The sequence below is a fragment of the Cupriavidus lacunae genome, assembly GCF_003353055.1.
In the GTDB taxonomy this organism is placed as follows: Bacteria; Pseudomonadota; Gammaproteobacteria; order Burkholderiales; family Burkholderiaceae; genus Cupriavidus; species Cupriavidus lacunae.
In genome coordinates this window covers 117,491-142,485 of sequence record NZ_QKWJ01000008.1, presented here as the reverse complement: position 1 = coordinate 142,485, position 24,995 = coordinate 117,491, and the positions used below count along the sequence as shown (strand labels likewise).

Annotated in this window: 23 protein-coding genes, 1 pseudogene and 1 riboswitch; of the genes and pseudogenes, 8 read left to right on the top strand and 16 right to left on the bottom strand. The window is 66.9% G+C overall.

Annotation, left to right across the window (positions count from 1 at the left end):
• Nucleotides 1–96 precede the first annotated feature (96 nt).
• The 3 genes from DN412_RS09865 (at nucleotide 97) to DN412_RS09855 (ending at nucleotide 3,584) form a co-directional block, all read left to right on the top strand.
• Entirely contained in the window at nucleotides 97–861 is a 765-nt protein-coding gene (locus DN412_RS09865; protein ID WP_078200020.1) for an SDR family oxidoreductase, read from the top strand.
• Between the two features lie 98 nt (nucleotides 862–959).
• Nucleotides 960–2,708 carry a class I adenylate-forming enzyme family protein gene (locus tag DN412_RS09860; protein WP_115014397.1) on the top strand — a complete coding sequence of 583 codons (1,749 nt, stop codon included), beginning with the start codon at nucleotides 960–962 and terminating at the stop codon, nucleotides 2,706–2,708.
• A gap of 33 nt (nucleotides 2,709–2,741) precedes the next feature.
• Nucleotides 2,742–3,584, top strand: a complete 843-nt coding sequence (locus DN412_RS09855; protein ID WP_244222608.1) for an acid phosphatase — start codon at nucleotides 2,742–2,744, stop codon at nucleotides 3,582–3,584.
• A gap of 24 nt (nucleotides 3,585–3,608) precedes the next feature.
• Here DN412_RS09855 and DN412_RS09850 read toward each other — a convergent pair whose 3' ends face one another.
• The 3 genes from DN412_RS09850 to DN412_RS09840 form a co-directional block, all read right to left on the bottom strand.
• On the bottom strand, nucleotides 3,609–4,091 hold the full coding sequence (locus DN412_RS09850) for a CreA family protein (RefSeq protein ID WP_115014396.1): 483 nt from the start codon (nucleotides 4,089–4,091) through the stop codon (nucleotides 3,609–3,611).
• Nucleotides 4,092–4,115: 24 nt separating this feature from the next.
• Nucleotides 4,116–4,601: an acyl-CoA thioesterase gene (locus tag DN412_RS09845; RefSeq protein ID WP_078200017.1), complete on the bottom strand. Its 486-nt coding sequence runs from the start codon at nucleotides 4,599–4,601 to the stop codon at nucleotides 4,116–4,118.
• 169 nt (nucleotides 4,602–4,770) lie between these two features.
• A complete protein-coding gene (locus tag DN412_RS09840) occupies nucleotides 4,771–5,052 on the bottom strand; it encodes an HU family DNA-binding protein (protein WP_010814166.1) in 282 nt (93 codons plus the stop codon).
• 506 nt (nucleotides 5,053–5,558) lie between these two features.
• Here DN412_RS09840 and DN412_RS09835 point away from each other — a divergent pair.
• Entirely contained in the window at nucleotides 5,559–6,761 is a 1,203-nt protein-coding gene (locus tag DN412_RS09835) for an ammonium transporter (RefSeq protein WP_078200016.1), read from the top strand.
• Between the two features lie 215 nt (nucleotides 6,762–6,976).
• Nucleotides 6,977–7,834 carry a mechanosensitive ion channel family protein gene (locus DN412_RS09830; protein ID WP_115014395.1) on the top strand — a complete coding sequence of 286 codons (858 nt, stop codon included), beginning with the start codon at nucleotides 6,977–6,979 and terminating at the stop codon, nucleotides 7,832–7,834.
• Nucleotides 7,835–7,853: 19 nt separating this feature from the next.
• Here the strand turns inward: DN412_RS09830 and DN412_RS09825 are convergent, their stop codons facing one another.
• Nucleotides 7,854–9,059, bottom strand: a complete 1,206-nt coding sequence (locus tag DN412_RS09825) for a Bcr/CflA family multidrug efflux MFS transporter (protein WP_078200014.1) — start codon at nucleotides 9,057–9,059, stop codon at nucleotides 7,854–7,856.
• A gap of 390 nt (nucleotides 9,060–9,449) precedes the next feature.
• On the opposite strand from DN412_RS09825, the gene DN412_RS09820 reads away from it, so the two are divergent.
• Nucleotides 9,450–10,037 (top strand): hypothetical protein, encoded by a 588-nt coding sequence (locus DN412_RS09820; RefSeq protein WP_115014394.1) that lies wholly within the window; start codon nucleotides 9,450–9,452, stop codon nucleotides 10,035–10,037.
• 124 nt (nucleotides 10,038–10,161) lie between these two features.
• Here DN412_RS09820 and mdoH read toward each other — a convergent pair whose 3' ends face one another.
• The 3 genes from mdoH to DN412_RS09805 all read right to left on the bottom strand — a co-directional run bounded on the left by mdoH (nucleotide 10,162) and on the right by DN412_RS09805 (nucleotide 15,114).
• The gene (mdoH, locus tag DN412_RS09815; RefSeq protein ID WP_115014392.1) at nucleotides 10,162–12,789 is read right to left on the bottom strand and encodes a glucans biosynthesis glucosyltransferase MdoH; all 2,628 of its coding nucleotides are present in this window, start codon (nucleotides 12,787–12,789) and stop codon (nucleotides 10,162–10,164) included.
• Nucleotides 12,762–14,360 (bottom strand): glucan biosynthesis protein G, encoded by a 1,599-nt coding sequence (locus tag DN412_RS09810; RefSeq protein ID WP_115014503.1) that lies wholly within the window; start codon nucleotides 14,358–14,360, stop codon nucleotides 12,762–12,764. Before DN412_RS09810 ends, mdoH begins: the two co-directional genes overlap by 28 nt.
• Before the next feature lie 382 nt (nucleotides 14,361–14,742).
• Nucleotides 14,743–15,114: a hypothetical protein gene (locus tag DN412_RS09805; RefSeq protein ID WP_078200011.1), complete on the bottom strand. Its 372-nt coding sequence runs from the start codon at nucleotides 15,112–15,114 to the stop codon at nucleotides 14,743–14,745.
• A 198-nt stretch (nucleotides 15,115–15,312) separates the two neighbouring features.
• Between DN412_RS09805 and DN412_RS09800 the strand changes: the two genes are divergently transcribed.
• On the top strand, nucleotides 15,313–15,735 hold the full coding sequence (locus tag DN412_RS09800) for an RT0821/Lpp0805 family surface protein (RefSeq protein WP_115014390.1): 423 nt from the start codon (nucleotides 15,313–15,315) through the stop codon (nucleotides 15,733–15,735).
• A gap of 207 nt (nucleotides 15,736–15,942) precedes the next feature.
• On the opposite strand, the pseudogene DN412_RS45640 reads toward DN412_RS09800, so the two are convergent.
• The 5 genes and pseudogenes from DN412_RS45640 to ribB form a co-directional block, all read right to left on the bottom strand.
• Nucleotides 15,943–16,362: pseudogene (locus tag DN412_RS45640) on the bottom strand (mechanosensitive ion channel domain-containing protein); the annotation flags it as partial.
• Nucleotides 16,363–16,941: 579 nt separating this feature from the next.
• Nucleotides 16,942–17,232: a hypothetical protein gene (locus DN412_RS44450; RefSeq protein WP_244222607.1), complete on the bottom strand. Its 291-nt coding sequence runs from the start codon at nucleotides 17,230–17,232 to the stop codon at nucleotides 16,942–16,944.
• Between the two features lie 533 nt (nucleotides 17,233–17,765).
• Entirely contained in the window at nucleotides 17,766–17,993 is a 228-nt protein-coding gene (locus DN412_RS09790) for a hypothetical protein (protein WP_115014387.1), read from the bottom strand.
• A 162-nt stretch (nucleotides 17,994–18,155) separates the two neighbouring features.
• A complete protein-coding gene (locus DN412_RS09785; protein WP_115014500.1) occupies nucleotides 18,156–18,743 on the bottom strand; it encodes a surface-adhesin E family protein in 588 nt (195 codons plus the stop codon).
• Nucleotides 18,744–18,846: 103 nt separating this feature from the next.
• Complete coding sequence (gene ribB, locus DN412_RS09780) at nucleotides 18,847–19,542, bottom strand: 3,4-dihydroxy-2-butanone-4-phosphate synthase (protein ID WP_145970221.1); 696 nt, start codon at nucleotides 19,540–19,542, stop codon at nucleotides 18,847–18,849.
• A gap of 181 nt (nucleotides 19,543–19,723) precedes the next feature.
• Nucleotides 19,724–19,882, bottom strand: a riboswitch (FMN riboswitch).
• Between the two features lie 392 nt (nucleotides 19,883–20,274).
• Between ribB and DN412_RS09775 the strand changes: the two genes are divergently transcribed.
• Entirely contained in the window at nucleotides 20,275–20,739 is a 465-nt protein-coding gene (locus DN412_RS09775; protein WP_244222606.1) for an acyloxyacyl hydrolase, read from the top strand.
• On the opposite strand, the gene DN412_RS09770 is transcribed toward DN412_RS09775, so the two are convergent.
• Genes DN412_RS09770 through DN412_RS09755 form a run of 4 tightly spaced genes read right to left on the bottom strand, consistent with a single transcriptional unit; the run spans nucleotide 20,714 to nucleotide 24,977 of the window.
• Nucleotides 20,714–21,607 carry a helix-turn-helix domain-containing protein gene (locus tag DN412_RS09770; RefSeq protein WP_115014380.1) on the bottom strand — a complete coding sequence of 298 codons (894 nt, stop codon included), beginning with the start codon at nucleotides 21,605–21,607 and terminating at the stop codon, nucleotides 20,714–20,716. The two genes, DN412_RS09775 and DN412_RS09770, sit on opposite strands and share 26 nt — an antisense overlap.
• 35 nt (nucleotides 21,608–21,642) lie before the next feature.
• On the bottom strand, nucleotides 21,643–22,632 hold the full coding sequence (locus DN412_RS09765) for a LysR family transcriptional regulator (protein ID WP_115014378.1): 990 nt from the start codon (nucleotides 22,630–22,632) through the stop codon (nucleotides 21,643–21,645).
• A gap of 30 nt (nucleotides 22,633–22,662) precedes the next feature.
• Complete coding sequence (locus tag DN412_RS09760) at nucleotides 22,663–23,643, bottom strand: amidohydrolase family protein (RefSeq protein ID WP_115014375.1); 981 nt, start codon at nucleotides 23,641–23,643, stop codon at nucleotides 22,663–22,665.
• Entirely contained in the window at nucleotides 23,640–24,977 is a 1,338-nt protein-coding gene (locus tag DN412_RS09755) for an MFS transporter (protein WP_244222605.1), read from the bottom strand. The genes DN412_RS09760 and DN412_RS09755 overlap by 4 nt, the downstream gene beginning before the upstream one ends.
• Nucleotides 24,978–24,995: the final 18 nt, after the last annotated feature.

Here is a 24,995-nt window from a genome sequence, read left to right as displayed (position 1 = left end):
ATGCCGCCTGCGGGCGCGTCCGCTGGACAACAGTGCGGCACCCGCCGCCAGCACAAAGCCGGCCCCTGATGCCGGCGCAGTCATACAGGAGACTCCATGTCATTGTTCGATCTGACGGGCAAGGTTGCCATCGTCACCGGCTCTTCCCGCGGCATCGGCCGCGCCATCGCCGAGCAGATGGCTGTGCAGGGCGCCAAGGTGGTGATTTCTTCGCGCAAGGTCGAGGCCTGCCAGGAAGTGGTGGATGCCATCAACGCCCGCCACGGCGCCGGCACCGCGATCGCGGTCCCCGCCAATATCTCGTCAAAGGAGGACCTGCAGCATCTGGTCGACGAGACCAACCGCGCGTTCGGCAAGATCGACGTGCTGGTCTGCAATGCCGCGTCCAACCCGTACTACGGGCCCATGAGCGGGGTGTCGGACGACCAGTTCCGCAAGGTGCTGGACAACAACGTCATCTCCAACCACTGGCTGATCCAGATGGTGGCGCCGCAGATGATCGACCGTAAGGACGGCTCGATCATCATCGTGTCGTCGATCGGCGGCCTGCGCGGCTCGCCCACCATCGGCGTGTACAACATCTCCAAGGCCGCCGACTTCCAGCTGGCGCGCAACCTGGCGGTCGAGTTCGGGCCGCACAATGTGCGCGTCAACTGCATCGCGCCGGGGCTGATCAAGACCGACTTCGCGCGCGCGCTGTGGGAAGATCCCGAGCGCTACAAGCAATCCACGCAGGGCGCCCCGCTGCGCCGCATCGGCGAGCCCGTCGAGATCGCCGGCGCGGCCGTGTTCCTGGCCTCCGCGGCCAGCACCTTCATGACCGGGCAAGCCATGGTCGTGGACGGCGGCGTGACCATCTGAGCTTCTGACGCAAGCGCTGCGCGGGCGCCGGCCGTGGCCGGCGCCCGCCGCTTTCCTGCATTTCCCTCAACCTGCAGTGCAGCTCCGGGAGGCAGTCCATGTCAAGCAATCCGCAGTTGGCCGGCACCTGGCCGGTCATGTCACTGGCCGAGGCCCACGCCCGGCTTACCGCGCCCGGCGCGCCGTTCGAAACCGAAACGCGCGTGATCCGCGGCATCCCCACCACGGTCTGGAAGAACGCACCGCCCACGCTGCGCGAGCTGCTGCTGGCCACGCGCGCGTTTGCCGAGCGCACCTTCGTGGTCTACGAGGATGAGCGCGTCTCCTACGATGCCTTCCTGCGCGCCGCCATCGCCATGGCCCATGCGTTGGTGCGCGACGGCGTGCGCAAGGGGGACCGCGTGGCGGTGGCCATGCGCAATTTGCCCGAGTGGCCGGTGGCGTTCTACGGCGCGCTGCTGACCGGCGCGATCGTGGCGCCGCTCAATGCATGGTGGACCGGCCAGGAGCTGGAGTACGGTCTGGCCGATTCAGGCAGCCGCGTGGCAATTGTCGATGCCGAACGGCTCGACCGCATCCTGGAACACCTGCCAGGCTGTCCGGCGCTGGAACGCGTCTACGTATCGCGTGCCGGCACCACGCTGGCCGATCCGCGGGTGACGGCACTGGAAAGCGTGATCGGGCCAACGGCGGGCTGGGCGTCGCTGCCGGACCAGGCGCCGCCGCAGGTCGATATTGATCCGGACGACGACGCCACCATCTTCTACACCTCGGGCACCACCGGCAAACCCAAGGGTGCGCTCGGCACGCACCGCAACTCCACCACGGTGGCGGTCGCCGGCAGCTTCAGCCCGGTCCGCAACCTGCTGCGCCGGGGCGAACCGATTCCCGCCCCGGACCCCGCCGCGCCGCAGAAGGCCATGCTGCTGGCGGTGCCGTTCTTCCATGTCACCGGCTGCATGGCGGTGCTCAACGGCGCCATCGCCACCGGCGGCAAGATCGTGCTGATGCACCGCTGGGACGCGCTGCGCGGCATGGAACTGATCGAGCGCGAGCGCTGCACCGCAGCCGGCGGCGTGCCCACCATCGCGTGGCAGATCCTGGAGCATCCGGAGCGCGGCCGCTTCGACCTGACTTCGCTGGAGAACGTCAACTACGGCGGCGCGCCGGCCTCGCCCGAACTGGTACGGCGTATCGGCGAAGTATTCCCGCTGGCCGCCCCCGGCATCGGCTGGGGCATGACGGAAACCTCGTCCACCTTCACCAGCCACAGCGCCGAGGAGTACGTGCAGCGCCCGGACAGCAGCGGCCCGGCACTGCCCATCGGCGAGATGAAGGTGGTCGACGGGCGCGGCGATGCGCTGCCCCCCGGCGAAGCCGGCGAGCTGATGGCGCGCGGCGCCAATGTCGTGCGCGGCTACTGGAACAAGCCCGAGGCCACCGCGCAGACCTTTGTCGACGGCTGGCTGCGCACCGGCGACATTGCGCGGCTGGACGAAGAAGGCTACGTCTATATCGTCGACCGGATGAAGGACATGCTGATCCGCGGCGGCGAGAATATCTACTGCATCGAAGTGGAAAGCGCACTGTACGAGCATCCCGCGGTCATGGATGCTTCAGTGGTCGGCCTTGCGCACAGGACGCTTGGCGAAGAGCCGGCCGCCGTGGTCAGCCTGAAGGCCGGCATGCAGGCGACCGAGGGCGAGCTGCAGGATTTCGTGCGGGAACGGCTGGCGGCATTCAAGGTGCCGGTGCGTATCCTGATTTACCGCGAGATGCTGCCGCGCAATGCCAATGGCAAGATCATGAAGTCGAACCTGCGCAAACTGTTCGACGCGGCCGCGTAAGTCGGAATCGACACAACAACAAGGAACGACAAATTGACGGAGCAAGCGAAGCGGGAACCGACCCTGTCCAACCCCGTGCGGGCCATCAGCGCCGTGGCGCTCGCCGCGCTGCTGGCGGGCTGCGCCAACGGCGGCACCAACCTGTCCGCGGTGCCGGAACTGCGCCCGGGCGTGCCGGCCGGCTACCTGGCGGCCGACGCGCGCCCGGACAGCCTGAAGCTGCTGCCCGCGCCGCCGGCGCAGGGCTCGGCCGCGCTGGCGGCGGATGAGGATGCGGCGCGGCAGGCCGGCACGCTGCGCGGCTCGCCCCGCTGGCAAATGGCTGGCGAGGATGCCGTGCTGACGTTCCCGCAAGCCGCCAGCGCCTTCTCTTGCGCGCTGGGCGTGCCGGTCAGCGAGAAGGAGACGCCGTACCTGAACATCCTGCTGCGCCGCAGCCTGGTCGATGCCGGCCTGTCCACGTACAAGGCCAAAGACCACTACCAGCGCACCCGCCCCTTCGTTGCGACGAGGACCCAGATGTGCACGCCGGCCGAGGCCGCCAAGCTGGAAAAGGACGGCTCATACCCGTCCGGCCACAGCGCCATCGGCTGGGCCTGGGCGCTGATCCTGGCGGAGGTTGAGCCGGCACGCGCCAATGAGATCCTGGCGCGCGGGCGTGCCTTCGGCCAGAGCCGCGTGGTGTGCAACGTGCACTGGCAGAGCGATGTCAACGAGGGCCGCATGATGGCCGCGGCCACCGTGGCACGGCTGCATGGCGATCCCACCTTCCGCGCCGACCTGGAACAGGCCCGCCGCGAAGTGGCGGCGGCACGCGCCAGCGGCGCGCGGCCATCGCGCGACTGCCTGGCGGAGAGTGCGGCGCTGGCGCCCTGATCAACTGACGAAGCGCTGGCGCGGTTATTTCACCGGAATCACCGTGCCGGCCGGCACCGGCACGGCGGTCACGCTGTTCTGCGGGCTGCCGCTGACGATGCGGTCGGAATACGTCAGGTACACCAGCGTATTGCGCTTGCGGTCGACCGCGCGCACCACGTGCAGCGCCTTGAACAGGATCGACATGCGCTCGGAGAAGACGTTGTCCTGCTGCCTGATCGGCCCCTTGAAGCTGATAGTGCCGACCTGCCGGCAGGCGATCGAGGCCTCCGGCGGGTCTTCCGCCATGCCCAGCTGGCCCTTGATCCCGCCAGTGCGGGCACGCGACACGTAGCAGGTAATGCCGTCCACCTGCGGGTCGTCATAGGCTTCGATCACGACCTTGTCGGACCCCGTCATGCGGAAATTGGTGCTGACGCTGCCGATCTCCTCGGCACTGGCGCCCATGGCGGCGGCCACGCAGGCGGCGGCCAGGATGGTGCGGATGTGGTGGCGATGGCGCTTCATGGCTCGATCGAGAGTCATCGATACTCAGTTCACCGACGACTTGATATCGTCGTGGCGCTTTTCCATTTCCTGGCGCAGCGCGCGGCGCTGCTGCGCGGCGGCAAAGCGCTGGCGCTCCGCCTCGTCGCGCGGCTCCAGCGGCGGCACCTCGGCCGGGGTGCCGTTGTCGTCCACGGCCACCATGGTGAAGTAGCAGCTATTGGTATGGCGCACCAGCTTGCTGCGGATGTTTTCGGTCACCACCTTAATGCCGATTTCCATCGAGCTGCGGCCGGTGTAGTTGACCGAGGCCAGGAAGGTCACCAGCTCGCCCACGTGGATGGGCTGGCGGAACACCACCTGGTCGACCGACAGCGTGACCACGTAGCGGCCGGCGTAGCGGCTGGCACAGGCATAGGCCACCATGTCCAGGTACTTGAGGATGGTGCCGCCGTGGACGTTGCCGGAGAAGTTGGCCATGTCCGGCGTCATCAGCACGGTCATGGAAAGCTGGTGGGACAGGTCGTTCATGATGCGGGATACGAAGATTGCGGGGGCGGAATTGCCGGCATGCAGGCGCCGGCAGTTTAACCCGGATCGCCACCGCCGTTGCCGGCCGCAACGCCATCCGGTCAACCCATCCGGCCAACAAAAAAAGCGGCCTCCCCGGCCGCTTCTTTCACTTTGGACGCAAAACTGCTTACTTCTTCTTGTTCACCGCGTCCTTGAAACCCTGGCCGGCCGAGAACTTGACCGTCTTGGCGGCCGGAATCTTGATGGTTTCGCCGGTGCGCGGATTGCGACCGGTGCGGGCAGCGCGCTTGCCGGCGCTGAAGCTGCCAAAGCCCACCAGCGTCACCGAATCGCCCTTTGCCACTGCCTTCTTGATACTGTCCAGCGCTGCGTTGAGCGCACGCTCGGCGGCGGCATTGCTCAGTTCTGCTTCCGCGGCGATGGCCGATACCAGTTCACCTTTATTCATGGCTGATTTCCCTTGTTGGTCGTCGTCACCGATGTGCTTGCCTCGCGGCAAGCCATCGATCGGCGCAGTCTAATCTGCCCGTTGTGCGTTGAGCAATCCCCAGTGGCACCAATGCGACAAAAAAACCCGCAAATCCTTGCTTGAGGCCAGTTAGCGGGCAATTTCCCACGCTGTTTCCGCTTGCCAGACGTCATCTTTGCCCTGGTCGGGCCGCACCCGCCCGGGCCGGGCCCAGGCAGCGGCCACAATCGCCAAGCACAGGACAAATGCCCACAAATGGGGCAACGCACCACAATGGGTCAGCGCGGGCGGATCGGAAGGCTCCATTCTGGCGCATCCGCAGTCCGGCAAGGACACAAGACCAGCCGGACTCCGCCCCAGCAAGCAGCCTGAGTGCGGCATTCCGGTGCGGTTTTTAACTGGCACGGTGCAATCGGCACCACGATGCAGCCCTCTCTGGAACGCTTTTTGCATACCCATGCGCCCATTTTGAGCATAAGGTCACTATGGACAACTGGAAGACCGGCACCGACGCCTTGTTTATCCTCCTTGGCGCCATCATGGTGCTGGCCATGCACGCCGGCTTTGCATTCCTGGAGCTCGGGACGGTGCGCAAGAAGAACCAGGTCAATGCGCTGGTAAAGATCCTGGTGGATTTTGCGGTTTCCACCATCGCCTATTTCTTTATCGGCTACACCATTGCGTACGGGGTGCAATTCTTTTCCGGCGCGGAAACACTGGTCCAGAAGAACGGTTACGAGCTGGTCAAGTTCTTTTTCCTGGCGACATTTGCCGCGGCCATTCCGGCGATTATCTCGGGCGGTATTGCCGAGCGTTCGCGCTTCAATCCGCAACTGGTCGCTACGTTCGTACTGGTGGGTTTTGTTTACCCGTTCTTCGAAGGCATTGCCTGGAACCAGCGCTACGGCGTGCAGGACTGGATCACGCACGTGGCCGGCGCGCCCTTTCATGATTTTGCCGGCTCGGTGGTGGTCCATGCGCTGGGCGGCTGGATCGCGCTGCCCGCGGTGCTGCTGCTGGGTGCGCGGCGCGGGCGCTACCAGAAGGATGGCCGCATCAGCGCCCATCCGCCGTCGAACATTCCCTTCCTGGCGCTGGGCGCCTGGGTGCTGGCGGTGGGCTGGTTCGGCTTCAACGTGATGAGCGCGCAGACGGTCGACAAGATCAGCGGCCTGGTGGCGATCAATTCCCTGATGGCCATGGTCGGCGGCACGCTGGCGGCCTGGGCGGCCGGGCGCAATGACCCAGGCTTTGCCTACAACGGCCCCCTGGCCGGGCTGGTGGCGGTATGCGCGGGTTCGGACCTGATGCACCCGCTCGGCGCGCTGGTCACCGGCGCGGTGGCGGGCGTCCTCTTCGTCTATATGTTCACGCTGGCGCAGAACAAATGGCATATCGATGACGTGCTCGGGGTCTGGCCGCTGCATGGACTCTGCGGTGCCTGGGGCGGCATGGCCGCGGGTATCTTCGGCGCGAAGGCGCTGGGCGGACTGGGCGGCGTGTCGCTGGGCGCGCAGGCACTCGGTACCGTGCTCGGCATCGTGGTGGCTCTGGTCGGCGGCACGCTGGTTTACGGCACCCTGAAAAAGCTGGTTGGCATCCGGCTCGATGCCGAGGGCGAATTCAACGGCGCCGACCTGACGCTGCACCGGATCTCCGCAACCCCCGAGCGGGAAACCAACTGGTAATACCCGTCAGCGCTATCTGATCTCAACAGACAAGCTGCGCAACGCAGCTTGTCTTAACAATTATTTGCTTGCGCTTCCGGCACGGCGTCTCAATAATTGCCGTGCCATGTATTGCGCCGCAACAGCGCGCAGGGCTCTCACGCAGCAGCCGGCTGGTTCGGGGGGATGTTGGGTCGGCGGCTGGCCGGTTACACCATCACGAAAGGAATACGCCGATGGATGCCTCTACCTTCGACAACCTCAAGACCCTGGTTGTCGCCTACGCGACCGAATTCGGAGTGAAGATCCTGGCGGCCCTTGCCTTCTGGGTCGTCGGCCGATGGCTGATCCACTTTGTTGTGCGCATGGTGCAGAACGCGCTCGGCAAGCAGAAGGTCGATCCCACGCTGCTGCGCTATGTCGGGTCGATCGTTACCGTGACGCTGAACGTGGTGCTGGTGATCGGCATCCTCGGTTTCTTTGGCATCCAGACCACCACTTTTGCCGCGCTGATCGCCGCCGCGGGCGTGGCCATCGGCCTGGCCTGGTCGGGACTGATGGCGAACTTCGCCGCCGGCGCCTTCCTGGTGGTGCTGCGGCCCTTCAAGGTGGGCGACTTCGTAACGATCGGCGGCGTGACCGGCACGGTGCGCGAGATCGGCCTGTTCGCAACCTCGCTCGACACGCCGGACAATGTCCAGACCGTGGTCGGCAACAACAAGATCTTCAGCGACACCATCCAGAACTTCACGGCCAACCCGTACCGGCGCGTGGAACTCAAGGCGCAGCTTGCCGGCAGCACCGACGCGGCCGATGCGGCAGCGTTGCTGAAGGCCCGTATCGCGGAGATCCCCAACGTGCTGGCTGAACCCGCGGTCGACGTCGAGATCCTGGAGTTCACGCTGGTCGGCCCGGTGCTGGCGGTGCGTCCGCACTGCCACAACGACCACTACTGGCAGGTCTATTTCGAAACCAACCGAGTCATCCGCGAGTGCTTCGGCCAGGCCGGCTATGCCGCACCGATGCCGGCGCAGATGGTGGTGGTGCAACAGGCCGCCGCGCAACAGGCCGCCGCTGCGCAACAAGCCGCCTGACGACGGCTTGCAGGAGGTATCAGCGGGAGCCTGAGCGCCCGTAGTAGCGCATCAGCACCGCGCCGGCGCCGCAGGCCGCCATCACCACGCCCAGCGGCAGCGCGGTGCCGTCGCGCCACACGCTGACTGCAGCGCCGCCCAGCGTGCCGAGCGAAAACTGCAGCGTGCCCATCAGCGCCGAGGCCGTGCCGGCGCGATGGCCCTGATGGGCGAGCGACAGTGCCGACGCATTCGGCGATACGCAGCCGAGCGCGCCGATAAAGACGAAGAAGCCCGCCAGCAGCACCGGCAACACCGCCACGCCCGCCAGCGCTGCAACCGCCAGCGCCAGGCCCGCGGCAAAAGCCGCCAGCAGCGCGCCGCCCAGCACATGATCGAGCGAGCGCCCACGTACCAGCCTGGCATTGAGCTGCGACATCGTGATCAGCCCCAGCGCGTTGGCGCCGAACACAAAGCCGTAGTGCGACGGCGCAATGCCATGCAGTTCGATCAGCACGAACGGCGAGCCGGAGATATACGCGAACATGCCCGCCGAGCCGAAACCCGCAGACAGCGAATAGCCCAGGAATTCCCGATCGCGCAGCAGTTCGGCGTAGCTCCTCGCCACGGTGCCGAGCCGCAGCGGCGCCGCATGGCGCCGGTCCAGTGATTCTTCCATGCGCAGATGGACCAGCAGCAGGATCAGCAGCCCGGCCACCGCCAGCAGCCAGAAGATCGCGCGCCATCCCGACACGGTCAGAACAGCGCCGCCGATGATCGGGGCCAGGATCGGCGCGACCCCCATCACCAGCATCAGCGACGAAAACGCGCGCGCCGATTCATGCGCCTCCAGCCGGTCGCGGATCACCGCGCGCGCCATCACCATGCCGGCGCAGCCGCCCAGCGCCTGCAGGAAGCGCCATAGCATCAGCGACTCCACATTCCGTGCCAGCGCGCAACCGATGGCGGCCAACACATACAGGCACAGCCCGACGTAGAGCGGCGGCTTGCGTCCGAAGCGGTCGCTGAACGGGCCATAGAAAGCCTGCCCGATCGCCAGCCCTACCAGGAACGTGCCAAGGGTCAACTGGATCTGGCCGATGTCGACACCGAGATCGCCCGCCAGCGCCGGAAAGCTCGGCAGGTACATGTCGATCGACAGCGGCGCGATCGCCATCAACGAACCGCAGATCAGCAGCCAGGCAGGAAAACGCGCCGGCGAGGCAGCGCTCGGGGAATGAGGCATGGGGGACAGTATCCGGGGCAATGGCGTTGCCATGCGCGGCTAGTCCGCACGAGCAACCCCCTGAAAAGGCGCAATTGTTGCACACGATAACCAAGACAGCGCGGCACCGGCGTTCAGCGTTTTGAAACAGTCGTTCAGAAAATCTGCCGGGCAGATTGCCATGCCAAAGTCGGGTTCGATGAGGCTGGCAAGCTTGGCACTATTGGTGATTAGTGATGTCAGGGCATTGCGGTCATGGCATCAACAAAACAGCATTGCGTGGGTCCTTGCCTGGGGCGCGACTTTCATGCGCGGCAAGGTGGAGGGTACAATGCCAGCCTGTCGGCGTAAGACTCGCCGTCGGCCTCGCAGAGAGGGACGACAGTACCAGTCCCGGCAACGTTAGCCTGCATGAGAATACGACACACGCCGCTTCCCGCTTCGCTTGGCCTGGCCGCACTCGCGGCCGCGCTGCTGTTACCGCTGCCCCTGACGACCAGGGCCGCGTCGGCGCAGTTGCGCAACGCCGCCGCCTCGGCGCCCGCCCCCGTGATCGACGAAGCCGACCCGTTGTCGCGCATGCTCAAGGGCGCCGCCACCGGCCAGAACACCGGCGCCGCCGGCGTGCCCGAACTGCTGCGCAACACCACGCGCCCCGACAACGTGCTGGCGCGCGCCTGCCGCCAGCTCAACGACGCCCTGCCGATCGAAATCGACGGCGAGACGCGCCTGCGCCGCTGCCAGTCGATTCCGGGCAAACACGTGCTGTTCCAGCTGGAACTCACCAACTACCGCGGGCCGATGCTGGACCTGGCCAGCTTCGAGGTCAACTACGCCGCGCCGCTGCAGCGCAATATCTGCGCGAACCGCGACGTCGAGATCCTGACCAAGCTTGGCGTCAGCCTGATGTTCCGCTACATGACCCGCAAGGATCGCGGCGAGCGCCGCATCGGCGACGTCTATATCAATGCGCCTATCTGCACCGCGGCACTGCGTTAAGACACCAGGCAACACAAACAAGAATCGATTGCATCTGAAGCGAGCCCACAAGCCGGCAGCACAATGAACGACGGCCCGCATCTGCGGGCCGTCGTTCATTGCGAGCAGCTTCGCTCAGGAGCGGTCAGGCAGCACGCGGGCGCAACGGCAGCACGTTGGCGGCGCGCCGCACCAGGATGCGCGTGTCCTTCCAGCCGGCATCGGCCAGCGGCGAGCCCCACACCAGTTCATGCAGGCGCGCCAGCGCGAACGGATTGCCCAGCAAGACATGCTTCTGCGCCGGCGTGAGCGCGCGCGGGCCATTCGTGAGCGCATGCTGGACCAGCGACTCGTGGCGCCTGCGCGCCGACTCCGGCTGGACCACGCGTGGCGTGGCGGTGGCGCACATCAGCGCATTGGTGACCGGGTCCACCACGGCATCGACAAAGTCTGGTGTTTCGGCTGCGTTTTCGACATGCTGCTGCGTCTCGACGATCTCGCGCGGCACCAGCGTCTCCTCGGGGATCATGAACAAACCCGCGTTGCGCGAGGCACGGCCCAGCGACACGCGCGACAGCATCACCGACAGCGGGATCGACAGCGCCAGCGAACCGACGATCGGAAGCAGCCACAGCACGTACGAGGGGTTCAGCCAGTACACCAGCCCGCCCCAGGCCAGCCCCAGCGCCGTATGCCAGCCGTGGCGGCGGAAGGCTTCGCCCCAGGTGGTCTCGGCGTCTTCGCGCGGGGGCGACTTCCAGGAGATGCCCCAGCCGCTGTATGCAGCGATCACGAACTTGGTGTGGAACAGCATGCGCGTGGGCGCCAGCAGCGCGGACAGCAGCACCTCGATCAGCATGCTGGCAATCAGCTGCACCGCCCCGCCATATCGCCGCGCCTGCTTCATCAGCAGTACCACGCTGGCCAGCTTGGGCAGGAACAGCAGCGTGGCCGTGGCGGAGAACAAGGCCAGCGCTTTCTCCGGATGCCATTCGGGCCAGGTCGGAAACAGCTGGTACTGCTGCGTGAAGTACTCCGGCGGCACCAGCGCGTGCTTGGCCAGCATCGCCGTGGACAGCAGCAGGAACAGCAGCCACAGCGGCGCGGACAGGTAGGCCATGATGCCGGTCAGGAACACCGCGCGGTGCACCACGTGGAAGCCCTGCTTGAGCCACAGCCTGAAGTTCATCAGGTTGCCCTGGCACCAGCGGCGGTCGCGCTTGACCTCGTCCAGCAGGTTGGGCGGCAGCTCCTCATACGAGCCTTCCAGGTCGTAAGCGATCCACACGCCCCAGCCGGCACGGCGCATCAGCGCGGCTTCGACGAAGTCGTGCGACAGGATTTCGCCCGACAGCGGCCCGCGGCCGGGCAGCGGCGCCAGCGCGCAGTGCTCGATGAACGGATGCACGCGGATGATGGCGTTATGGCCCCAGTAGTGCGATTCACCCAGCTGCCAGTAATGCAGGCCGGCCGTGAACAGCGGCCCGTACACGCGCGTGGCGAACTGCTGCACGCGGGCGTAGAGGGTCTCGCGGCCCACTGCCAGGGGTGCGGACTGGATGATGCCCGCGCCGGGGTTGGCTTCCATCAGCCGCACCAGCGTCGCCAGGCAGTCGCCGCTCATCACGCTGTCGGCATCGAGCACCACCATGTAGCGGTACTTGCTGCCCCAGCGGCGGCAGAAGTCGGCCACGTTGCCAGTCTTGCGCTTCACGCGATGGCGGCGCCAGCGGTAGAAGATGCGGCCGAAGCCGCCGACCGCGCGGCACAATTCCATCCACGCGTCATGCTCGGCGGTGCGCAGGTCAGGGTTGCCGCTGTCCGACAGCACGATGAAATCGAAGTTGGACAGGTGACTGGTGCGCGCGAGCGATTCATAGGTGGCGCGCAACCCCGCGAACACGCGCGTCACGTCCTCATTGCAGATCGGCATGATGATCGCGGTGCGCGCCTCGGGCGCTATCGGCCCGTCGGGCGCGGCCGAACGCGAGATCAGATGACGGTCGCCGCCCTTGGCCAGCACCAGGAAGCCCATCATCGCAGTCCAGAAGCCGGCCGACACCCATGAGAACAGGATGGCGAACAGCACCAGGATGGCGATTTCAAGCGGATCCGTGCCGTGGTACGGCAGCACATTGGTCATGAAGTACGTGGCCAGCACGGTCTGCATCACGACCAGGCCCAGCAGGAACCAGCGGCGGTGCGAGCCGGCCGGGTGCCATTTGCCTTCGGCGTCGGGGCCGTCATGCAGCGTGTCCCAGGTCTCGGGCACGGGCGGGCGGCCCAGCATGCGGCGCCAGGTATTGCGCAGCCAGCCGGTGACGATATGCGGCGGCCACTGGCGCGGCACCATCGAGCTGCGCTCGGGCTCGGGGCCGGTGTCGACCTTCACGGTGCCGTCTTCGCGCCGCTGCAGCAGCGGCGCGCCGTCAACCTGCGGATTGCCGTATGCGATGGTGAAGCGCCGGCCCACCGAGGCATAGGCGCTGCTGCCTTGCGCCGGCGGCGTGTCCTTGGCGGCCAGGCGCGACTGCAGGCGCGTGATCGCTTCCTGCGCGTCGCGGCCGTCGACGGTGACGGGGATCACCGGGGCAACCGAAGTCACCGGCATGACCGGTGGGACCGGCGCAACCGGCGCGGCGGCCATGCCCGGGCCGTCCGCCAGCAGTTCGCTGCGCATTTCAGGCGATACGGGCAGACGGTCGACATAGCGCTCGCACGCCGCCGCCTGGGCCGGTCGCTGCTTTAGCCTGGGGGTAAGATGTAGCTCCACGTCTCGGATAGGGTTGTATTGCCGTTGCGAAGATAGCCGCGCAACTCTACCGGCTTGGTTTCATCCTTGCGGCGCATCACCATGGTCATGCGCCAGCCGCCGGTCGCATCATTGCGTTGCACCGACGTTTTCAGCAGTTCACCGTTGGCATCGGCCGAAACCACCGGGTCGATGCGCACGTCCGCGGGCAGCCTGCGGAAGGCCGGGCCTTCGAAGTCCACCACCAGCGAAAAACTCGTGTCCTCCTTGTTGCGGGTCTGGCCCTGGCCCAGGCGGGTCTGGGTCACCCACGACAGCGGCGGCAGTTGTTCGCCGTCCTTCTGCCACAGCAGCCGGTACTCATAGTCGAAGGGTTGCCTCGGCTTGGGCGGGTTGTCAGGCACCCAGTACGCGACGATGTTGTCATTGGTCTCGTCCGGCGTCGGGATCTGCACCAGTTCTACCCGGCCCGAGCCCCAGTTGCCGCGCGGCTGCACCCAGCCACTGGGCCTGCGCTCATACCAGGCGCCGATCTCCTGGTAGCTGTCAAAGCTGCGGTCGCGCTGCATCAGCCCGAAGCCCTGCGGATTGGTCGCCGCGAACGAAGTCACCAGCAGGCGCTTGGGATTGACCAACGGACGCCAGACCCATTCGCCGGTGCCCAGCTGGATCGACAGGCCGTCCGAGTCATGCACCTCGGGTCGGAAATCCTGCGTGGCCGACGGCTGGTTCTCGCCGTACAGGAACATGCTGGTCAGCGGCGCCAGGCCCAGCTTGGTCACGTTCTCGCGCAGGTAGAGGCGCGACTTGACCTCCATCGCGGTCTCCGCGCCGGGCTTGATTGTGAAGCGGTATGCGCCGCTCATGCGGCGCGAATCCATCAGCGCGTAGATCGTGATGTCCTTGGCATTGGGGCCCGGGCGCTCGATCCAGTATTCGACAAAGCGCGGGAATTCCTCGCCCGAGTTGAGCGCAGTGTCCACCGCCAGGCCGCGTGCCGACAGCCCGTACCACTGGTCCTTGCCGAGCGCACGGAAGTAGCTCGCGCCGAGGAACGACGCCAGCTCATCCTTGCGCTTGCCCTGGTTCAGCGGATACAGGATGCGAAAGCCTGCATAGCCCAGTCCCTTGAGCTTGGCGGCATCGACCTTGTGCGGGCCGTAGTTGAACGCGGAAGGGTCGAAGCGGAATTCGCGCACGCTGTTGCCCACCACTTCATGGATATGCACGGGCTGGTCGAACACCATGCCCTCGTGGAAGAACGACAGCTCGAATGGCGAACGCGTGCCGCGCCAGGCAAAACGCTCGGACTTGTATTCGATCTCGCGGTAGCGCTCGTAGGAGAGCTCGCGCAGCTCGCGCGGCAAGTTCTGCGGCGGCGCCTTGTAGGGCGAGGCTGCCAGCTGGCGCGCGCGCGCCGCGACCGTATCGAAGTCGAACGCATGGGCCGCCATCGCACACAGCGCCAGCGCCCCGCCCCCGAGCCAGGCCGCAATCCGCACGCCGGCCCGCGCCCCGCGGCGACGGGCACCAGGCCCGGCGGCGGGCAAGGTAAACGGTTCGGAAAATCGTGGCGTGGCGATCTGTGACATGTATGCCAGGGTGAGCGGTTGAATCGGCGTGACCGGCATCGGCGGTCAGAACGAAGGAGGACACAGCAAGAGATGGGCCCGGCGCTGAGTGGCGAGGCCCGGAAACGGGGAAGAACAGCCCGGGGCGGACGTCCCGCGGAGCACTGTGTCCGGTTTGTTGCGATGCGCAATAAACCATAGCAATTCGAGACGCAAAAGTCACGTTTCGATCACGCAAGGTTTGAAACAAAATGTTGGCCAGGTTGCCCGAAAGCCGCTCCGGGCAACGGTTTCCGGGCGCCGGGGTCACACCGCCGCGAGCGTCGCCGGGAACGGCACCTGCCGGCTGCGCTCGCCTGCCAGAGATCCGGGCCAGGCGGCGCCCGGCCCCTTTAATACACGGTTACTTTTTTGCCCCTTCGCTGTACGGATCGAACTTGTCACTTTTGGCGCCTTCGGAATACGGATCGAACTTGCCGCTGTTCATGCCGCCCTGGCTGTAGGAGTCAAAAGACTTCTGTGCGCCGCCCTGGATCGGCTCCATCTGGTCGGGGCGAGCGCCCGGGTTCAGCGAGTTCACGTTATCGCTTTTTGCGCCATCCGAGTATGGGCTGAATTTGTCCTGCTTGGCGCCGTCGGTGTAGGGATTGAACTTGTCTTGTTTGGCGCCGTCGGTGTACGGGTTGAATTTGTCGGTCTTGCCCGTGGTCTGGGCGTGCAGCGTGCCGAAGGCGCAGGCGGCGGCCAGACCGATGGTGAGGTAGCGCAGCTTCATGGGGATCTCCTCTCGCAGGAAAGGCGCCTGCCATGCATAGGGCACAGCGTGCACCGCTGCCGGCCAACGCAGCGCGCGGGGGCAACAATCAACGCTAGGTCAGGGCCACGCAGGTGTCAACCGCACCGCGCGCGCTGCGGACCCGCATTGCGCTTACAATGCCAACCAAACGCCACCAAGACGCTACAAGGAATCGACATGCTCCCTCGGCAAACCGACGCTATCGCCCGCCCTGCCCTGCGTACCGCCATCGCCGGCGCACTCGGTGCCGCCCTGCTGCTTGCAGCCGCCGCACCGGCGCAGGCGTACTTCGACAACTACCTGACCGGCACCATCATCGGCACGCTCAACGACAAGGAAGGCGCGTCGCTGGCCAAGTCAGTGCGCAAGGCGCTGAACGATACGGCCGATGGCCACGCCGTCGAATGGACCTTCCCGGCGGCCGGGCGCCGCCAGCAGATCGACGGCACCATCACACCGGTCGAAAGCAAGACCGACAAGGGCCAGTCGTGCCGGCGCCTGAAGTCGGACCTCAAGCGCGGCAGTGCCGAAGAACACTGGAACGGATGGTTCTGCAAGCAGCCCAACGGGCAATGGAAGTCGCGCCAGGTGAGTGAATAAGCGGCGCTGAGCCTTGCCGGCGGCGCTCACGCCGCGTTCGACGGCGCGCGATGCGGCCGCGCCGCAGGATCGACCTGCGGCGAACCCGGACGCTCGTACCACTTCGGCTCCGGGACGTAGACCGTGTTGTCCGGCTGCGCCATCAATGATCTGGACGCCGTGGGTGTTGAACTGGTCCTGGGTCGCGGCGTGCAGGGCCGACAGCGCGTAGAAGCGGTTGCGCGGATGATCCAGCGCGGCAAACAGCTCATATTCGACGTAGAAATCCGACAGCCCCCGCTGCAGCACGAACGGCGTGGGCGACGGCGCGATATGCGCCGCCTCAGCGGCGGCGGCCAGCAGCATCGCATGGACCTGCCGCCACGGCGTGTCGTAGCCAATCGTGACCGAGGTGGAAACCAGCGCGGCCTGCCAGCTCTCCTGCGCGGCGGGGTCGCGCACGCTGCCGTGACGCGTGTAGTTGTGGATGGCGCTGCCGACCACCACCGCATTGGGTAGCGTCACCTCTTCGTTGCGCAGGTTGATCACCTTGACCGACAGCGCATCAAGCGAGGCCACGGTGCCCACCGTATCGCCGATGCACACCATGTCGCCACGGCGCAGCGCGCGCGAATACACCACCACCATGCCGCTCATCAGCTGGTTGACCACATTGGCCGACCCCAGCGTCACCATGAAGCCGAGCAGCACCGACAGCCCCTTGAACACATCGCTTTCCGAGCCGGGGATATACGGGTAGGCAAAGGTGAAGCCCAGCGCCCAGATCACCGCCGCCGCCAGCCGCCGCGTGGCTCCTGCCGTCTCCGGATGCAGGCCGGGCACCGAGATCTGGCCCTTCTGCACCGCCTTGAAGATGTTTGATACCAGCCGCTGCACCGCGCGCGTGATCAGCAGGATCACCGCCACCGTGACCAGGCCCGGCACCGACGACACCATCGACAGCGCGATCTGCGACAGCAGGCCGATGATGAAGGCGCCCATGCGGTCGCCCATCGGCTGCGTCAGCGGAAACTGATCGAGGGCGAATTCCAGCCAGATAAAGACCAGCACCAGCACCAGGCCGATCGTCAGGATCTGCACGATGCGGGCGACCAGCTGGTAAAGCGCGCCGGTCCAGTCGAACTGCCCGCTGACCCGCTGCGCCAGGTGCCGCTCCAATGCCAGCTGCAGGCGCGCGCGCAGGCCCACGCCGGCACGCGCCACGCCCTATGTCAGCGCCGCCAGCACGGCCAGTCCAAGCAGGCTCAGCGCGGCGGCGGCCTCAAGGGTCAGGCTGTCTTCGGGGGAAAGGTCTTGCGCGGTGAGAGCAAACAGCAACTGGTCCCCGAGCCGGAAGGCGATCATCGGCGCGCCGTCGACGGTGCCGCTGACCTGTACCAGTGGCAGTACCAGGTCGCGTTCGGCCAGGTCGCCGAACATCTGCTGGGCACGCGCGGCCCGCATGGCGGGCGTGGCGCCCGCGATCTCGGCCCGCAGCGTGGCGATGGGGCGGTCCATCAACCGCAGTTCAGCCAGCGTTGCCGCTGCGCACCGCTATCGATGCCTGCGCGGCTGTGGGCACGGACGCCGGCGCAGCCAGGCTGCCGGGCGCCCACAGCGCGCATGCCAGCCAACCCAGTCCTGCCATCCACCATGCCGCCAACCCCTGCCACCGCCGCCAGGCTGCTAGCACTGCCATAAATACACTCCGGTCAAGTTGGCTTGCGCCGGCGCGATGGCTACACGCCAGGTCCGGCACGTTGCCCGCAAGCATAACGTGCGCTGGCGCGCACGCAAAGCCGGCGCAGCGGCTACCCCGGCGGCGGACAAAAAAAAGGAGGCCGAAGCCTCCTGTTTCGATCCGCCGGACAGCCCTTGCCCTTTCCCCCCGGAAGGCACGCGATGCGTGCCACAAGGCTGCCCTGTGCACGGCAGTGCCGCGCCCTGCCGGCGCGGCCAGCCTTTCGTTGCTTGGCGGCATGGCCGTCACGGGCGCAGCCTGCGTCCCCGCTTGCCGGGGAGCCGTGCGCCCGCCGCCATCGGCGGCGCGCTCAGGCGCCTTTGTTGGTCATCGGGGCTTTGGCGTGGCTATTCTTTTTCTTGGCGCTGGTCTTCTTGGCCTTGGCCTTGCTGCTGTCAGCCTTGGCCGGCGCGGCCTTGTCAGTCGACGCTGCCGCCGGCGCGGCCGGGGTGGCGGGCGTGGCCGGAGTTGCCGGCGCCTGCGCCATCGCGCCCGCGCCGAACATTGCCATCGACAGCATGACGATCCATTTCTTCATTTCCATCTCCTCGTTTGCCTGCTGGTAGGGGTGGCAGCAGTGCCTGCCACGACGGACGCCATTGGCTCGCGTCCCGTCATCAGCATCAACGAGGAGGGTTCGTTCACCGTTGACCGGGACAAACCCTGAGATGGCACGATGGAGCGCCCTATGGCGCTCAGTTCACCGGCACAGCTTGCGCAGCAGTTCCCCGGCGATCGTGCCGGGGCCGGCGACCTGGAAGGTGCCGTACTGCGGGGCGCGGATGGTATAGAGCGAGTCGCCGCGCGCAAAGCGCTTGCTGTAAAGCGTCTGCTCGACCACGGCGAACATCGACGTGGCGCAGTTCAGCACCATGCGCCTGAGCGACGAGCGGATCGGGTCGCCGCTGGTGGTGCGGATCACGCCGGCCGGCGAATTGCGCATCACCACCACGCCGACTTCGGTACCCTGGCGGCGCACCGCGGACTGGTCGAAATAAGAGATCACGCCATTGGCGCCCATCAGGGGAAGCCAGCGCTGCGGATCGGGAGCGCCGGATTCGGAGGCGGCCGCCAGGCGGCAGCCTTCCTTGGGCGTTGAGCGGAACACCGTGCCGGCGCCGGCAACCTGGCACTCGTACAGGCCGGCGGCAGCGGCCGGGCGGGAGGCGGAGGCAGAAGGGGTGGACGGGGCCAGCGCGGCGCCGTCATCGGCATGCGCCTGCGGCACGGCCAGTCCGAACACGCAGCCAGCCAGCGCGGCTGCGTGCCCAAAAATGCGGAACATCATGGAATCGCCCTCGAATAGACGGGAAAAATCGATCCGCATTGTCGCACAGGATGCATGCATTCCGGCAGGTTTGAACGCCGCAATGCATGCAGGCAAGGCTGTTTCAGCCGTGCAGGCGCCGCCAGGCGACCAGGTCCTCGATGGTCAGCACCGGCAACTGGTACATCTCGGCAAAGGCCAGCGCTTCCGGGCGGCGCGCCATGGTGCCGTCCGGGTTCATCAGCTCGCACAGCACCGCGGCCGGCGACAGCCCGGCCAAGCGGGCCAGGTCGACCGAGCCCTCGGTATGGCCGCGGCGCTCCAGCACGCCGCCGTCGCGCGCCACCAGCGGAAACACATGGCCGGGGCTGACCACCGCGTCGACGCCCGCATCTTCGGCAATGGCCGCGCGGATGGTGGTGATGCGGTCGGCGGCGCTGACGCCGGTGCTGACGCCCTCGCGGGCCTCGATCGACACGGTGAAGGCCGTGCCGTACTGGCTGCGGTTGTGCTCGACCATCGGCCGCAAGCCGAGGCTGCGCACCTTGTCCGTGGGCAGGCACAGGCAGACGATGCCGCTGCATTCGCGGATCATCATGGCCATATTGGCCTGGGTCAGGCGCTCGGCGGCCAGGATCAGGTCGGCCTCGTTCTCGCGGTCGTCGTCGTCGAGCAGCACGACCGGACGGCCTGCGCGCATGGCGTCCAGCGCCTGCGCGATGCGCACGGCCAGGGAACGGGCATCGGAATCAACCGCGGTATCGGCGGCAAGATCCGCGGACACCTCGGGTGCAACAGCTTCGGTGGAAAGGCTAGACATGAAACGCTCCTGGTTCAGCATCAATGGGCGTTCCAGGGGAAGGATCAACGGAGCCGCAGCGTCCGCGCGCCGCGCCGCAGGCGCACGCACGAACAACCGCGCCCTGCGCGCGGCTGTTCGTGCGCAGGACAACAGCGAACCGCATGGCCGGGCAAGGCGCCAGGCCACGCGGGGAAGCTCCGCCCATCTTCTTTCATCCGGACTATGACCGTCGGCCCTGGCCTCTCACCAGGTCTGCTGACCTCGCACGGGAATGCGAGCGCTCGCGGGCTCGCCGGACACGCACTGCGCGCCGCGGCATACCGCCGGTGGGGACTTTCACCCCGCCCTGAAGACGTAACGAAACCGATGCGGCCATGCGGCCGGCACCGGACCGCGAATGTTAGCACGATTGGTATTGTTACTTTGTCGGCGTTGCTGCGCGGCGTCGGCCACACATGCGGTTGCTGCAATGTGTCGTGCCGTGTACTACAAATATGGGGAGGAGGCAGCGCATGTGGTGCCACCAGCGGCGGCCGCCCCAAGCCTTGCCTGACAACAACGCAGCATCTTTTCAACGTGCTCCCAATGCGCCGACCAGAACAAGAAGCCAGACAAGACAGCCGTGCGAGTAGTTTCTCTTTACCCCCGACATCACCCACCCACCAGCGCCGCTGGCCGCATCGCGCAGCGATCGCCGGACTGCTTGCCCTGCCCTGGTGTCTGTGTGCGTCAGCGCTCGCAGCACCCGCTGTGCAGCTCGGCTACGGCTTCGACGATTCCCACCACGTGCAGAAGGCGGAAATCGCCATGCTGTGGGATTCGGGCTTTGCCTGGGGCAACCCGCAGGGCTGGCAGGTGGACCTGCAATGGGAGGTCAACGTTGCGCACTGGCGCAGCACCAGCGACAACAACCCGAACAATCTGTGGGAGTTCGGCGCCTCGCCGGTGGTGCGGGTTGCATGGTGGCGGCACACCTGGGTGCCGTTCGTGGAGTTGTCGGTCGGCCCGCGGCTGCTGACCAGCACGCATACCTCGGATGACCACGTCATTTCCACCGCGTTCCAGTTTTCGGAATACGCCGGGTTCGGCATGACGGTCGGCAAGAACCGGAACTTTACCGCGGGCTACCGCTACCAGCACCTGTCCAATGCCGGCATCAAGGAGCCCAATCCTGGCACCACCTTCCACGTCATCTACCTGCGGTACCACTTCTGACGGCAGGATGCCGTAGCCCGCCCCGCGTTTCAAACAGAAGGCGCGTGGCGTCGTCGGCCGGAAAGAAGCATTCGATGCGCAGTTCCTGCAGCGTGATGTCCTGCGGAATGCCGAGCGTGGTCAGCGTCGAGAACAGCGACGCCCGGAACGCGCCGGCATGCAGCACCACCGGCAGCAGCGGCGACGGCGGCCCATCGGTGCCGTCGTCCTCGGGCAGCAGCACGCCGCCCGGCCCCACCATGTCCGGATGCCAGTCGGCAATGCGCCCGAAGATCGCGCGCGCGGTCTGGTCGTGCGCTTGCACCTGCAGCTCCTGCCAGACGCGCCGCAACAGGTAACGGCCGACCTGACGCGCGTTTTCGATGACCGGCCACAGGCCATCGGGATCGAACACCGTCAGCATCAGGTTGATCCGGCGCGTGTCCTCGGCCAGCGACGCCGGCGGACGACCGCCCAGCAGCGTGTCGAGCATGCCGCAGTAGGCCGCATTGGCATCCACCAGGTTCCAGAAACGGTCCAGCACCACGGCCGGGTACGGCTCCTGCTTGGCCAGGATCAGAGCGATCGCCTGCTGCACCATCTGCAGCGGCGGCGAGGCCAGCGCGTGCTCGCTGTAGGCCGGGGCAAAGCCGCTGGCCAGCAGCAGCCGGTTGCGCTGGCGCAGCGGCACGCCCAGGCGCTCGGCCAGCGCCAGCACCATTTCGCGGCTGGGGCGGGCGCGCCCGGATTCAAGGAAGGAAATATGCCGCTGCGACACCCCGGCGGCCAGCGACAACGCCAACTGGCTGTAGCCGCGCTTGCCGCGCCAGTAGCGCAGCAGGCCGGGGAAGTCGAGGGTGGCTTCGGAGGCGGGGGTCAGCGTTTCCATGGCTGCATTACAGCATGGAGGACGAGGGATGACGATTACCTGTCGGGTAATGGCAGCGATTCAAACAGCGCCTGCGCCCCGCCGGGCCGCGCCGCGCGCACCGCGTCGATCAGCAGCCGCATGGCCGGCGTGGCGGCACGGCGCCGGCGCACCACGATCCCATAGGGCACCAACTGCCCTCGCATCGGCACCGGCAGGACTGCCAGCGCGCCCAGCGAGCCGAAGTAGTCCGCGATGGCACCCGGCACGACAGCAATGCGGTCGCTCTCGGCCAGCAGAGGCAGCGTGCCCATGATCGACGAGGTCTCGATAATGTCGTCCGGCAGCGGCACGCGGTTGTCGCGGAAGGTCTGGTCGATGATCTGCCACATCGCCACGGCCGCAGGCGGGATGATCCAGGGATAGCCAGCCAGGGAAGCCAGCTTGACGCTGCGTTTGCCTGCCTGCGGATGGCCGGCACGCGCCACGATGGCCAGCGACTCCTCGAACAGCGGCTCAAAGTCGAGATCGTCGGCCATCGTACCTTCGGGAATGCGTCCGATCACCACGTCAAGCGCATCCTGCCGCAGGGCCTGCACCAGCACGTCGCTGGTATCGACCTGCATCACGATATGCAAATGCGGATAGCGCGCCTTGAGCGCGTTGATGACGCCGGACAGCACCGAAGGCACCGGGGCCAGGATCGAGCCGAGCCGCACCTTGCCCACCTCGCCCGCGGCGATGGCGGCAAATTCATCATGCAGGGCATCCAGGTCGGCCAGCACCACGCGCGCATAGCGGATCAGCGCCTCGCCGAATACCGTCGGCTCAATGCCGCGCGCATGGCGCGTGAACAGCAACGTGCCGACCACGCTCTCGAGCTCGTGCAGGGCCTTGGTGACTGCCGGCTGGGACAGCGCCATCTGCGCTGCGGCACGGCGCAGCGAGCGATGTTCTGCCAGTGCCAGGGCCAGGCGCAGGTGTCGCATATGGAGGCGTTTGCGCAGGGTGGCAGCGCTGGAGAGGGCGGCGGGGAAGTCTGGCATGGTGGCCGGGGTTTCGGCGAAGATTGGGACTTATAGCATGCTTGTGATGGCCGGTGGACTCCCCATTCCCGCCTGCGGCCTTGGCACGCTGATCCGATAGAAACTCGCCGCATTCCCAGCCAGCACGCGCTGCCTGGCCACAGGATCCGGCAACGCCTCGCACACCATGCCGAGGACTGTGCCAAAGTCCGTGCTCAAGCCCGAGACCGGCAGGTTGCTGCCGAACATCGCCCGCTCATGCCCGAATATCGCCAGCACCTCGCGCACGATGCGGCGGTTGCCCTGCGCATCCCAGCGCCCGCCGGCCAGCCCGAATTCCGACAGCTTGACCGACACATTGGCGCAGGCGGCCAGAGCCTCCATGCCGGCGCGCCAGCAGGCCAGGCCCTCCTCCGAGCGATCCAGCGGCAGGCCCGCGTGATTCAGCGCGATGGGCACGCCCGGCAAGGCGGCCGCCACCCGGGCCGCCTCGCGCAAGTGCCAGAACGGGACCCGCAGGTCCCAAGACAGGCCAAGGCGTTCCAGCCGCGCCAGGTCATCCAGCCAGTCCTGGTCCTGCATCGACCCGGGGCGCCCGGCCACCGACTCGCCCGGCGCCGCCGCCGTCAGCGGTTTGCAGCGAATCCCCCTGACCCGCGCGAAGCCAGCCTGGCGCGCCAGCAGTTCGGCGCACGCGGGGGTCCCGAACGGCGCGTAGGCCACCACCGCGGCAGCCATGCCGGGGCGCCAGGCTTGCCGATGCAGCCACGCGGTCTCGTCGATGGCTTCGCGGCGGTCGCGTTCAGCCTCTACGTGGACGGTGGCCAGTACGGTGACGGCGCGGGTGTCATGCGCATACTGCGCCTCCAGGTAATCGCGGCGCAGAGTCTCGTAGTCGCCGAGAAAGAAGGTCTGCGGCCGGTATGCGTCCTGCAGCCAGGGATAGCAGCCGCGCCCAAGTTGCCACAGGTGGTGGTGAGCGTCGACGATGGCCAGACCCGGGGGCAGCGCGTCTTTTGCTCTCTGGTTCATCGGCACCGCCCCGGCAGGGTGGCGGCCAGGGCGCCGGCCAGCACCAGCGCGGCGACCAGCAGGTAGACGCCGGCGCCCGCGCCGACGCGCTCGATCAGCACGCCCGCCGCATAGGGGCCGCAGAATCCGCCCAGGTTGCCGAGCGCGTTGATCACGCCACGCGCCACACCCGCGTGCTCGGCGGCCAGCAGCCGCGGCGGCAAGGTCCAGAATACCCCTGCGGCGGATTGCAGGAAGAAGCCGCTGCCGACCAGCAGGCCGTAGGACAGCCAAGTATTGTCGTGCCACCACACGGAACCGGCCAGGCAGGCAGCGAAACCCAGCAGCGGCCAGACCACGAAGACCTTGCGCCGGCCGGTGCGGTCCGACAGCGCGGAGATCGCGAGGATGCCCGCCATGGTGCCCACATAGGGCAGCACGGCCAGCATGCCGACCTGCCCCATGCCGCCTCCGGTCAGGCCCTTCAGGATAGTGGGCAGCCACAGCGTGTAGCCGTAGATCCCCATCTGGTAGAGAAAATTGACGGCGATCAGGCGCCAGATCACGTCCTGCGACAGGATGTGCGCCAGCACCGCCCGCGTGCCGCCGGCGCCCTGCCCCACGTCCGCACCAGCGGCGGCAGCTTGCTGTTCTTCCTCGCGCAGGCGAGCCAGGAGATAGGCCTTCTCGTCGGCGGAAATCCAGCGCGCCTGCTCCGGCCGGTCACAGGCCAGCTTCCACCACACGCCGAGGCAGGCCAGCGAGATCATGCCTTCCACGATAAACAGCCAGCGCCAGTCGAGCGCCGCGATCACCAGGCCCGACAGCGGCGCGGTGATGATGCCGGCGATCGGCACGAACAGGATCACCAGGGCGTTGGCGCGTCCGCGCTCGTGGTCAGGAAACCAGTTGCCCACCATGGTCAGCACCACCGGCAGCATGCCGCCCTCGGCCACGCCCAGCGCAAAGCGCAGCACCAGCAGTTCGGCCTCGTTGCGCACCAGGCCAGTCAGCACGGAAATGACGGCCCAGGCCAGCATCGACCAGGCGATGAAGTTGCGCCCGCTGCCGCGCACGGCCAGCTTGCCGCCGGGAATCTGCAGGAAAAGATAGCCGACAAAGAAAATGCCGCCGGCCAGGCCGGCCATGCTGGCGCCGATACCGAGCGCGTCGCTCATCCCACCCGGCATCGCGAAGGCGATATTGACGCGATCCATGTACGAGACGATGCAGACCATCAGGATCGGCGGGATGATGCGCCACCAGCGCTGGGCGGGAATGCCGGCGGCACCGGTGATGGGTGCCGCGTCAATGGCGACGGACGTGCCGGCGCCGGCCTGGTCCAAGCCTTTCATAATCTGTCTCCGTATTTG

Excerpts from the sequence above, each read along its gene's own strand:
- DN412_RS09865 (WP_078200020.1), top strand. The coding sequence starts at position 97 with ATGTCATTGTTCGATCTGACGGGCAAGGTTGCCATCGTCACCGGCTCT.
- DN412_RS09860 (WP_115014397.1), top strand. The coding sequence starts at position 960 with ATGTCAAGCAATCCGCAGTTGGCCGGCACCTGGCCGGTCATGTCACTG.
- DN412_RS09850 (WP_115014396.1), bottom strand. The coding sequence starts at position 4,091 with ATGAAGCGCCATCGCCACCACATCCGCACCATCCTGGCCGCCGCCTGC.
- DN412_RS09845 (WP_078200017.1), bottom strand. The coding sequence starts at position 4,601 with ATGAACGACCTGTCCCACCAGCTTTCCATGACCGTGCTGATGACGCCG.
- DN412_RS09840 (WP_010814166.1), bottom strand. The coding sequence starts at position 5,052 with ATGAATAAAGGTGAACTGGTATCGGCCATCGCCGCGGAAGCAGAACTG.
- DN412_RS09835 (WP_078200016.1), top strand. The coding sequence starts at position 5,559 with ATGGACAACTGGAAGACCGGCACCGACGCCTTGTTTATCCTCCTTGGC.
- DN412_RS09830 (WP_115014395.1), top strand. The coding sequence starts at position 6,977 with ATGGATGCCTCTACCTTCGACAACCTCAAGACCCTGGTTGTCGCCTAC.
- DN412_RS09825 (WP_078200014.1), bottom strand. The coding sequence starts at position 9,059 with ATGCCTCATTCCCCGAGCGCTGCCTCGCCGGCGCGTTTTCCTGCCTGG.
- DN412_RS09820 (WP_115014394.1), top strand. The coding sequence starts at position 9,450 with ATGAGAATACGACACACGCCGCTTCCCGCTTCGCTTGGCCTGGCCGCA.
- DN412_RS09810 (WP_115014503.1), bottom strand. The coding sequence starts at position 14,360 with ATGTCACAGATCGCCACGCCACGATTTTCCGAACCGTTTACCTTGCCC.
- DN412_RS09805 (WP_078200011.1), bottom strand. The coding sequence starts at position 15,114 with ATGAAGCTGCGCTACCTCACCATCGGTCTGGCCGCCGCCTGCGCCTTC.
- DN412_RS09800 (WP_115014390.1), top strand. The coding sequence starts at position 15,313 with ATGCTCCCTCGGCAAACCGACGCTATCGCCCGCCCTGCCCTGCGTACC.
- DN412_RS44450 (WP_244222607.1), bottom strand. The coding sequence starts at position 17,232 with ATGGACCGCCCCATCGCCACGCTGCGGGCCGAGATCGCGGGCGCCACG.
- DN412_RS09790 (WP_115014387.1), bottom strand. The coding sequence starts at position 17,993 with ATGAAGAAATGGATCGTCATGCTGTCGATGGCAATGTTCGGCGCGGGC.
- DN412_RS09785 (WP_115014500.1), bottom strand. The coding sequence starts at position 18,743 with ATGATGTTCCGCATTTTTGGGCACGCAGCCGCGCTGGCTGGCTGCGTG.
- ribB (WP_145970221.1), bottom strand. The coding sequence starts at position 19,542 with ATGTCTAGCCTTTCCACCGAAGCTGTTGCACCCGAGGTGTCCGCGGAT.
- DN412_RS09770 (WP_115014380.1), bottom strand. The coding sequence starts at position 21,607 with ATGGAAACGCTGACCCCCGCCTCCGAAGCCACCCTCGACTTCCCCGGC.
- DN412_RS09765 (WP_115014378.1), bottom strand. The coding sequence starts at position 22,632 with ATGCCAGACTTCCCCGCCGCCCTCTCCAGCGCTGCCACCCTGCGCAAA.
- DN412_RS09760 (WP_115014375.1), bottom strand. The coding sequence starts at position 23,643 with ATGAACCAGAGAGCAAAAGACGCGCTGCCCCCGGGTCTGGCCATCGTC.
- DN412_RS09755 (WP_244222605.1), bottom strand. The coding sequence starts at position 24,977 with ATGAAAGGCTTGGACCAGGCCGGCGCCGGCACGTCCGTCGCCATTGAC.